The organism is Cupriavidus sp. 2KB_3, assembly GCF_052115685.1.
GTDB lineage: Bacteria > Pseudomonadota > Gammaproteobacteria > Burkholderiales > Burkholderiaceae > Cupriavidus > Cupriavidus campinensis.
Map to the genome: position 1 here is coordinate 93,979 of NZ_JBFRHD010000014.1, position 10,523 is coordinate 104,501.

The following is a 10,523-nucleotide window of genomic DNA, read 5'->3' on the forward strand; positions in this document are numbered from 1 at the left end:
ACGGGTAACGGGTTACTGGGCGGAGGCGGGAGCCGGGGCGGCCTGGCCAATCTTCTGCAGATCGGCGCGCAGGCGCTCGGACAGCCCGGGGTCCTTGAGGATCTTCTCGAGTTCGCGACGGAACATTGCGTTATCGAGCAGGTTCGACTTGAGGTCGCGCAGGAGATTGCGTGCCGCCATCAGCGCGCGCAGTTCGGGCACCTTGCCGGCCACCACCTCCGGCTTGAAGTCATCCATGGAATGGAAATCGAGATCGACGGGCAGCTCGGAGCCATCCGCTGCGAGCGTGTTCTCGACGGCAATCCTGGCCCGCGGGTTGAAGTCCGCCAGCACCGCATTGAAGTTGTTCTTGTTGATCGAGACCTTCTCCCGCTCCGCCAGCGCGCGGGTGTCCTGCCCGCTGCTGTAGTCGCCCATCACCAGCAGCTTCAGCGGCAATTCCACCTTCTTCTGCGCGCCGCCGGTGTGCAAATCCAGCTTGATGTTGATCCGTGCCTTGGGCACTTCGTTCTGGAAGCTCTCTGCCATTCTCGATTTCCTTCTCCAACAGGTTTTCAATCCAAGCGGCGATCGATCCGTCTCGATCAGCCGCACGGCCGGTAGACACGCAAGTCCGGGAGACTATCTTTTTTATTTCCCACTGTATTTAGGTTATTTCCTAAAATTCGTCAGACTTTTGATCTTTTTTATCTAAATCAATCTTTCGACATAGTCCTATTTTCCTCAAAGCCACAAGGCGGTAAGGTGCGGCGCGCAGGAGCATGTCGCTTGCATCGCGACATGCCTGACGTGCTACGCCGGCTTGCCGGCCATGGGGAGAGACGATGTCGGCTGGGGTTGCAACACTGAAGGCATATGGGGAAGCACTGCTCAAGGGACTGGGCGGACAGCAGTCGTACTTCCTGAAGGTGCCGGGCGCGGAGACCGCAGTCGGTCTCTCGGTGGTGTCGTTCGAGGCGGTGGAGCAGCTGGGCGCTCCCTATGCCGTCACGATCCAACTCACCCACCCGCTGGAACTCGGGCGTGCCAGCTACCTCGGCAAGCCCGCCACGTTCGAGATCGACCCCGGCGATGGCACCGAGCCGCGCAAGTTCGCGGGATGCATCACACAGTTCTCCAAGACCGCGCGGACGCAAGACTTCCACGGCTACCAGATGGTGGTGGAGCCCCTTGTGGCCCGGCTTCGGCTCACCCGCTCCACCCGCGTCTACCAGCACCAGACCGCGCCGCAGATCATCGAGGCGATCCTGCGGCGGCATGAACTGGTCGGCCACCAGTTCATCTTCAAGCTGCGCCGCAAGTACCCGCAGCACCCGTTCCGCTTGCAGTACCAGACGTCTGACTGGGACTACATCCGCCTGCTGATGGAGCAGGAAGGGCTCTATTCCTATTTCCTTCCTGGGAAATTCGGCGAAATGGTGGTGTTTGGCGACGACATCGACCATTACCTCTACAAGCCTGAATTACGTGTGCCCTACCGGGAGACCGCCGGCCTGGAGGCCGGTGTCGAGGCGGTCTTCAGCATTCGTACAAATGCTAGAACCGTCCCCGAATCGTTCCTCGTGGCGGACTACAACCCCGACCTGGCCTGGGAGCCGTTGAAGGGCGAAGCCAATATCGCACGAAAGGACAAGACCACTTACGGCCAACCTTACGTCTTCGGCACCCATCACCTCGATTTCGATGGCGCCAAGTGGGAGGCCCAGCTTCGTCACGAGGCCGCCATCGCCTGTCAGGTGGAATACGAGGGCGAGAGCAACGTGCTGGAACTGCGTCCGGCGCGGATCCTTCGAATGGATATTGACCTGCCCGACGCACCCAATGGGCAGGTCATCACCGAGGTCACCCATACCGGCGCGCGCGATGCCGCATATCGCAATTCCTTTAAATCAATTCCTTCTGATCGCCGTTTCCGGCTACCACTGGACGAGGCCAACTGGCCAAGGATCCCGGGCACGCTGAGCGCCCGCATCACCTCACCGAGCCAATATCAGTACGCCTACCTGACCCAACAGGGCTACTACACCGTCCGCTTCGACTTCGATTTCGAGAAATGGCCCGGTGGCGGCGAATGCGTGCCCCTGCGGCTGGCAAAGCCGTTCGCCGGCGCATTGCAGACAGGATTCCACTTTCCGCTGATCGACGGCACCGAAGCCGCCATCGCGTTCCGGGACGGGAACCCGAACAAGCCCTACATCGCCCACGTCCACCACAACAGCCGTCAGACGGACCTGATCACCAATCACGACCGCTGGCTGTCGCGCAACGTCATTCGTACGCAGAGCGACAACAAGCTCGAGTTCGAGGACTGGGAAGGCCAGGAGCACGTCAAGCTGTCCACGGAGCATTCCGGCAAATCGCAACTGACACTTGGCCATATGGTGGATGGGAAGTGGAAGAAGCGGGGGGAGGGGTTCGAGTTGCGAACGTCTGGTTGGGGGGCGCTTAGGGGCGGCAAGGGGTTGTTTATCTCGGCGGATGACCAACCGGGCGCGCGAGGCGAGCAACTCGATATGCGCGGCGCCATGAACCAGTTGGGTGACACACTGGAGCAGCTTCACCGCCTGAACAACACCGCAGAGACCGCCAAGGCCGACATGCTGGATCTGAAGGCACAGAACGCCTTCCTTCAGGACCAGGTCAAGCAACTACAGAGTGCCGTGCTGCTGCTGTCTGCGCCGTCTGGCATCGCGGCCACGACGCCCGCCCACATCCGACATAGTGCCGGCGCCAGCATCTTCTCGAATGCCGGGCAGCACATGGAAATGAGCGCCTGGAAGCGGTTCACCGTCGTGGCCGGCGAGGCCATCAGCCTGTTCGCCCACAACGCAGGCATCAAGCTCTTCGCCAACAAGGGCAAGATCCAGTTGCAGGCACAGAACGACTCGCTCGAACTGACGGCGCGTCATGACTTGTCATTGACCAGCACGGAGCGGCGAATCGTAGTCACTGCCAAGGACGAACTCCTGCTCACTTGCGGCAGAGCGTTCATCCGCCTCAAGGATGGCAAGGTCGAGCTTGGCTCGCCGGGCAATATTCTCTGTCATACAGTGGCGCTATTGAAGCGCCCGCCAGCCAGCGCACCCGCCACGCTGCCAAACCTTCCGAAATCCGAACTCGAGCCACAGCCGCTTGCGTTCCGTCTGCGGCTGTCCGATGCACCCGGCCCGAACGGACATGTGCTAGCGCATACGCCCTGGACGATTGTGTATGGGCCACGGCCGGAATCGTTGGACATCGGCGCAGGTCGAACCGTTGTGGCGCAGGGCACCTCCGACGCCGATGGCCATGTCCAGCTCACCGAAGACGACCAAACCAGGCTCTCCGAAGCGTACTGCACCCACCCCATGCAAACCTGGCTCGTCTATCCGGGTCACGTTGTACGCATCAACGTCGAGTTCGAGTCCGAGGACTGGACCGATGAGGATCGGCTGCTCCATGCGTTGAATGCGGAAGATTTCTCGCCAGATCTGTTGAGTGTGCGGGAAGCGCCCGAGAACTCCCAGCCAACACAGACGGCCCAGGCGCAGTTCGAAACATCCGCGCGGCAGATCTTCCGTGCCGTCAAGCAACGCACCAAACTCCACCAAGGCTAGGCCCGTACTCATGGAAAAGACAGTCTGCCAAATCCAGTCGAAGGACGGGAAGCCCATTGCCGGAAACTCCGCGCCAACCGGATTCGTTTCCAAGACCGAACCACCGCGGAGCGAAGATCCGACGCTTGCAAAGTTCCTTTCCAAGCCGAGATGGGGCGAACCCTTCGCGGCACCCAGCGCAGGGAATGATGTCGAGTTCTTCGTCACCGGAGACGCCTATTTCCTCGACGTCGCCAAGGCGATAGGGGGAGCCAAGGCGTCGATCCTGATCGCCGGCTGGCAAATAAACGCCGATGTGGAGATGGGCGACGGCAAGACCCTGTTCGAGCACCTTCGCCGCGCGGTGGAGCGCGGGGTGAATGTCTACGTCATGCCGTGGATGGCGCCACCCCCGCTGTGTTTCGCCACAGGCGTCCTGCAAAGCGTGCTGGCGTTGTGCCAACTCAACGCCGGATTGAAGGAGCGGCGAGCGTGGGTCTTGCCCGCCATCGGTCAGAGCGACATCGCGGGGGCGCTCGGCATGCTCGGCTTCTCGCACCATCAGAAAATGGTGGTCATCGACGGCAAGACCGGCTACCTGGGCGGCATCGACCTGGCGTATGGGCGCCGCGATGACGGCCGATTCGACCTGAGCGCCCAATGGCGCAAGGGCAACGAGTTCTACAGCCCCTGTATTCCCATGATCGAGACGCTGTCCGCCCAGGACAAGGCGAACTATGTGCCCTTGATGGAGTTGCTGGCAGCCTGCTCGGACACCTGGGCGAACAACACTGGAGCGTGGTGGTTCTCACCGGCCGAAAGCCCTTTGATGACCGTTCCTCGAGACAAGCTCAGCCAGGCGGCACGGGCGTATGAGGAGGTGGCATGGCGGGTACAAAACTGGTGGAAGGCCGACAGTTGGCTCAGCGCGCCGCTGCGTAGGGTGAAAGCGCCTATCCGTGGTGCAATCGACAGGGTCGTGGATGGCGCACTGGGCACGGCAGAACAACAAGTCCGCTGGCTTGCAAGGGGCACCTGGGACTACCTCGGGCAGGCCACCCGTGAAGCGCTGTTGAAGGAGGGGGCCGACATCGCGGCGGCTGTCACCTGGTGCATCGATTGGCTGCGCGGCGGCCATCTCGACGAGATGCCCCCCACCGTCTACCACCTGACCGGACAGTTGATGCAAGGGCTATCGCTGGCGTTCGCAACCACCGTCGCGCAACAGGCGATGCGCCGCAAGGCGCCCTACTCCCGCTGGGTGGAGAAGCGCAAGGTCATGCCCTACGGCGAGCAGTTGCACGACACGGCGAAGCAGCCGCGCATGCCGTGGCATGACGTGCAGATGCGTGTAAAGGGGCCGGCGGTGCATGACCTGACGCGCAACTTCGTGCGTCGATGGGACGCGGTGGTCGCCAGTCATGAACGGGCACTCAAGGACCTGGGCGAACAGAGTTACGCGCTGGCGAACAAAGTGTTCGGTGCACTCCAGATGCCCGAAGCACGCCTCAATTCAACACAGCCGCTTGGGCTCCCGAAACTATCCAAGACCCTGCTGCTAAATTGCCCGCCTGCAACCGCACGGAAACATACGGTTCAAGTGTTGCGCAGCGCCTCATTGCGCCAGTGCCAACTCGAGCATGCAGCGAATCCCGAAGGCACTCCACCAGCGCTTGCGCAGAACAACTGCCTCCAGGCCATGCTCAACGCCATCCTCGGCGCGCAGCATTTTCTGTACATCGAGGGACAGTTCTTTCAGTCGGCGTTTGGCATACAACGCTCAGACGTAGAGCTTTCCGGTCCGATGGGCGTGATGTGTAGTCCGTGGCGCGCGCACAACGCCGAGCGGTACCTCACCGCATTGAATCTCAAACGGGGGATGTCACCCGCCGAGATGATCCGCAAGCTTGACCTCGCCAAGCTGCGCCGCGTGGTGGCCGACATGGGCGACGACGACCTGTTCTGGACCGACCTCCGTGTGATCCTGAGCAATATTGCCCAGGTGGAAACGTCGAAGCTGCTGGGCAAGGCGCAGGAGCAAATCAAGAATCCACTTGGCAACGCATTGGGCGCGCGGATCCGGCGCGCCATTCTCGACGGCCTGCCCTTTCACGTTTATATGGTCCTGCCCGTGCATCCTGAGGGCCCGCTCAACAACATCGCCATCGCCAGCCAGATCCACCTGACCATGCAGTCGCTGGTGTTCGGCAGCCATAGCCTTGTCAACACCATCCGGCGCGCAATTGTGGAGAAGCGGAGGCGCGAGGCGGCACCCGGGATGAGCGACGATGAGCGGCGCGCGCTGTATCGGCAGATCGACGCGATGGCGATCCCTGATCTCGTGAAGGCTGTGCCTGACGCCTGGAACCAATACCTGACACTGCTAAACCTGCGCAGCTGGGCGACGCTCAACGGCCAGCCCGTGACCGAACAGATCTATGTGCATAGCAAGCTCCTGATTGCCGACGACAGGCTGGCAATCCTCGGCAGCGCCAATATCAATGACCGCAGCCTGCTGGGCGACCGTGACTCGGAACTGGCGATGATGATTCACGACGGTGAGTCGGTTCGGGTGCTGCTGGACGGAAAGCGCCAGATTGCAGTCAGCAAAGGCGTGCACGGATTGCGCACGCAGCTGTGGCGCAAGCTGTTCGGGTTGGCGGGGAATTGCAGTGCTCCGGCTTCCGAGTTGGCCGCAGTAATAGATCAGCCAGCCTGCGCCGCAACGTGGAAGGAGATACAGAGGCGTGCAACTGCCAACGCAAGATCCTATGGCGAAGCATTCGGCTACGTCTATCACTCCAAAGACAACGACCGCCGTGAATCCATCTGGGCAACATGGGATCAAACGAAAGGCAGGCAATCCGCGCGCATGCCCTTCCAGGAGACGTTCTGGCGGTCTCCTGCGCCGACCGATAAGCCTTGCAGCTGGGAGGCCAAGACGAATCCCAAGGCAAGCGCACCGGCCGGCATCCAAGGCTTCTTCTGTGCGTTGCCCATTCGTTGGACCGCCGGCGAGAACAATGAATCGGGATTGAACCTCACCTTGCTGGCAAACAACGATGGTCCGCCCCTCGATACAACTTCGGGCATGGCACTCGCGGCTACAAGTGGCATTCACGAACCAAAGGCGTGACATGAAACACGTAAGAATTGTTCCGTTGGGAATGACAGCACTGGCAATAGCATTGCTAATGGGCTGCGGCCCCTCGCGTGCCGAACGTGAGGAGACAGAACGGGCACAGGAATGGCTAGAAACGTTGCAGCGGGCCGCGCACGCAGCCTATTCAACGCAACCATCGGGGAAACATCGGGAATGCTTGGGTCGACATGTTTTCGACGTAGACACCTCCGCCCAATGGCCCGCTAATCCTGACAAAGAGTTCGTCTTCTCTCTTCGACACAGCTACAACGTGAAAGAAGTGAACAAGATGGTCATCGATGACACCAGGATCGCAGTAATCTCCGATCCTGAAGCGGTGGAGTACATGTCGTACCTCAACTCCCGGGACTATCGCGGCGACCCGGCACCTAACGAATGGCAAAATAAACGCGTGGCGCGCTGGAAAGCGGAACTTCGGAACCCGAGCACTGTAGCTTCGGACAGACAATGGGCAGAGGAGAAAATACGCGCGCACGAAGTGAGCGAAGCCCGGGCGAGAATCGACCGTCGCTTCGATACCGGCCTTCCCGATAGCATTGCAATCTGGGATTCGGATTACCCCGAGCTTTATAGCGAAGACGACCCTCGTCGAGACAATCTCACGCAAACACTCACCGCCTACGTCTACCGCAAGCCCTGGCTGCATATCTTCGAGCAGACGGACCGCGCCGACCAGCCAGAGGCCAACCAGGCCCGCATGCGCGCCTTCCTCAAACGCTTCCGCGCGCGTGCCGAGTTCGAGATTCCCACCGAGCCCGGACTGTGCATCCCCTATGCCTTCCTGGCCGACGACGGCACGCTACCCTTCCTCATCAAGCTCGGCATGCGCTATCCCGATGCGCTTGGCGTCACCTACACCTTCGACATGGGGTATCTCACCCCTGACACCGAAGGCGGCGGCCCACTGTTTGACTCGCTGGGCGTGGCCGCCATCGGCATCACCGGCTTGCCCGCCAACACGACCCTGCTGCAACGCATTGCCCGCAAGGCCGTCATCGACAGCCGCGAGACATTCGAGACCGGCGTGATCGTGCGCAACAACGGTGCAGACGAAATTGAGAAGTACAACGCGCATCAAAGCTACGATGACGAACAGCTGGAGCGGATCCTCAATCGTCCACCTTATGAGGTGTACACGCTGTACGTCGGCTCTGACGGCAAGATGAACTCCCAGGCCCTGCCATGGCTCGGCCTCAAGATGCGCACCTTCGCGCGCAACCGGGCGGATGAACTGCCAAGCGACCCACCACCGTTCGCGCAAAGCGAACCACGCTTCCGCACCATTCTCGAAAGCCTGCGCCTGCGTGCCACCGTGCCGGCCCTGCCCGAGGTCACGGCGCTGGGCAAGGAGTACGGCGCAAGGACCTCGAACGATGTCATCCCGGGAGTTCAACCATGAGAGGCGCCATTCGTCTGCATGACCGTACCGATCAGGATGGCTATGTCGAGAGCGCAAGCGGAGAGATCGTCATCGACGGCCGCCCTGTTGCCCTGGTCGGCGATGTGGTCAATTGCTCGCTACCCAGCCATGGAAAGAGCGCCATCCTGCCCGGCGCGAGCCAGATCTATTGCGGCAACCGGCAGGTTGCGTTGCACGGATTCATTGCCGGATGCGGATGCCGGTTGTTATCCAGTACTACCGGGTTCGGAGAATGACCATGACCTGGCCAATTCCTGCATTCGCGCCCATCGCCACACCCGGCCTTCCTCGCGCCCGCTTATGGCTTGCGCTCCTGGTCTTGTTCCTTGCTGCCGGCGCGCTCGCCACGGCATGGCTATGGCCAGAAGGCCGCCCGGCGTCAGGCCTGCGCTTCTGGCTTGGTATTGCCGGCATACCTGCGCTTGCGTGGATGGCGGCATTCGGCGTTCGGCTCCTGGTCTACGGCAATGCCAGTGGCAAGGCCACCCTCATGACGAGTATCCAGGAGCACTCGCTCACGCAATGGCGTGCCTGGGGAAACCAGCGACTTGTGGTGCTCGACGTCGTGCTGATGTTGCCTGACACCAGAAGACTTTCTGAAGCGGATCTTATCCACGACATGATTGTCGATGCACCGCGATTGGAACCCAGTCCCGGCGTTCCCAGACAAATTCAAGACCTTGACAAGCGCGATCCGTTTTCAGTGCGAGAGAAAGGGCTGTTCATCTTGTTGCTACAAGAGGTCCGCGGATCGGCCTACAACGTCCACGCGGGCGTAAAGGGTTCGGTGGAGATCGTTGGGGTAAGCATGACAGACCATGCCACCACGAACGCCGGACCTCAAATGGCCGAACTGCTCGACGGAGCCAGCTTGGACCCTTTCCATGGTGAACCGCCCAAGGAAGCCGTGGATGCATCCGTCATAGGTCTGTTCGCGCACTGGTCCACGGAAGCCCCCAAGCGTTGCGGCCTGTTCATGGCCACGCAGCTATGGGGCGACGGGGACGAGGGCACCGTGTCGGAGGGGGGAGTGGGCATGACCCTCGCGACTGACATCACAGCGCGCGCAGCCGGCGCTGCACCGGCCGCATGGCTTCGCCGGCCGATGCAAACGTCATTGGAGAACCTCGAGACAGACCTCGAAACGCTGCTGGGAACCCAGGGTCCAGTCCCACCCCTCGCCCGCTGGTGGCTTTGCGGCCTGGACACAAACGCCACAAACAGGCTGCTGGCGCATCCTTTGGTTCGACTCAAGCTGGAGGTGTTGCCGGAGAATCCGAACCAGGCGATTTCAATCGACACGTTCTCGGGTCCGTGCGGCGGGCTATGCGAATGGCAAGCGCTGGCGGCCGCATGTATCGCGGCGGAACTGCAGCAGACAGCACAGTTCTTCGCGGCTCGCAACCGGAACGGGATCGTAATGGGACGTATTGATCCACCTGAACCCAGCGCAGAGACGCCATGAACATTACATACTTCGCAATCGCGCTCGTGTTGATCGCAGTCACGATCTTGGTCGGCGGATTTTTCTTCCTCTTCTTCGAAGTCAGCGAGATCGAAGCCTGGGTACGCAACAACTGGAAAGCCTTGGCAGCGGGGACGGCGCTCGTTGTGTTGCTGATTGCGGTCGTTATCCTTCGATCAAGGGTTGCTGCCGTTCGTCTTCGAAAGGAGGCGGGGGCGACGCTACCAGATGCCGGTGGCAAGATGGCCAATGCAGAAGGCGTTCCGGCGCACCCCTCGCTGCGGGATAGCCTGCGCGCCAACGATGGCGCCTTCTGGCAACGCCGTTCCCCTCGAATACTGCTATGCGGCGACGACAGGACGATGGTAGAACTGCTTCCTGAAATCATGGCCACGGGCACATTTGCGACGGGGGCTAACTCGGTTCTCATCCGAGCCGCCAACGGCGAAAATGGGAGCGTGGACGCTGCGTACCTGCGCCAACTGCGAACGTTGCACCGACGCGGCCCAGTGGACGCGGTGGTTCTTGTTTCCAACGGTGAAACCGCCGCACGAAATCAGCATGGCGATCTCGCGACACGGGGGACGGATCTTTCGCATATCGCCGAAGCCCTGCGCTGGTCCGCCCCGGTTTTCGTTCTCGAGGTCGGCGGCGCAGAGACATCCGGCAGCGGGAATGTACCTGTCGTCGGTTGCGAGTTACGCTTTGATCCGAGTGCCACCGCCGTGGAGGTCGCCCTTGCGGATCTCCGCGATCGTCTTGCCCGGCGCGGTACCGAGCGATTGAGCGCAGTCCCCGGTGACCGTTACCTTGCGGAGTTGTCTCAGCGGCTCGATGCGCGGATCAAGACGCTCGCCGACTGGGCGGGAAAACTTGGCGGCACCCATGGCGGACGCTCTG

Annotated in this window: 7 protein-coding genes; 5 read left to right on the top strand and 2 right to left on the bottom strand. The window is 61.2% G+C overall.

The annotated features are described in order from the left end of the window. Positions 1-12: 12 nt before the first annotated feature. Positions 13-528 (bottom strand): type VI secretion system contractile sheath small subunit, encoded by a 516-nt coding sequence (gene tssB, locus AB4120_RS16415; protein WP_144197732.1) that lies wholly within the window; start codon positions 526-528, stop codon positions 13-15. A 296-nt stretch (positions 529-824) separates the two neighbouring features. Between tssB and AB4120_RS16420 the strand changes: the two genes are divergently transcribed. The 5 genes from AB4120_RS16420 to AB4120_RS16440 all read left to right on the top strand — a co-directional run bounded on the left by AB4120_RS16420 (position 825) and on the right by AB4120_RS16440 (position 9,623). Beyond that, positions 825-3,596 carry a type VI secretion system Vgr family protein gene (locus tag AB4120_RS16420; RefSeq protein ID WP_441642576.1) on the top strand — a complete coding sequence of 924 codons (2,772 nt, stop codon included), beginning with the start codon at positions 825-827 and terminating at the stop codon, positions 3,594-3,596. 10 nt (positions 3,597-3,606) lie between these two features. Continuing rightward, the gene (locus AB4120_RS16425) at positions 3,607-6,711 is read left to right on the top strand and encodes a phospholipase D-like domain-containing protein (protein WP_441642577.1); all 3,105 of its coding nucleotides are present in this window, start codon (positions 3,607-3,609) and stop codon (positions 6,709-6,711) included. Between the two features lie 277 nt (positions 6,712-6,988). Further along, positions 6,989-8,137: a T6SS immunity protein Tli4 family protein gene (locus AB4120_RS16430; RefSeq protein ID WP_149138284.1), complete on the top strand. Its 1,149-nt coding sequence runs from the start codon at positions 6,989-6,991 to the stop codon at positions 8,135-8,137. Next, positions 8,134-8,394 carry a PAAR domain-containing protein gene (locus AB4120_RS16435; protein ID WP_149138285.1) on the top strand — a complete coding sequence of 87 codons (261 nt, stop codon included), beginning with the start codon at positions 8,134-8,136 and terminating at the stop codon, positions 8,392-8,394. The genes AB4120_RS16430 and AB4120_RS16435 overlap by 4 nt, the downstream gene beginning before the upstream one ends. A 2-nt stretch (positions 8,395-8,396) precedes the next feature. Beyond that, positions 8,397-9,623, top strand: coding sequence for a hypothetical protein (locus tag AB4120_RS16440; RefSeq protein ID WP_441642578.1), 1,227 nt, complete (start codon positions 8,397-8,399; stop codon positions 9,621-9,623). Between the two features lie 698 nt (positions 9,624-10,321). Here the strand turns inward: AB4120_RS16440 and AB4120_RS16445 are convergent. Further along, entirely contained in the window at positions 10,322-10,510 is a 189-nt protein-coding gene (locus AB4120_RS16445) for a hypothetical protein (RefSeq protein WP_441642579.1), read from the bottom strand. Positions 10,511-10,523: the final 13 nt, after the last annotated feature.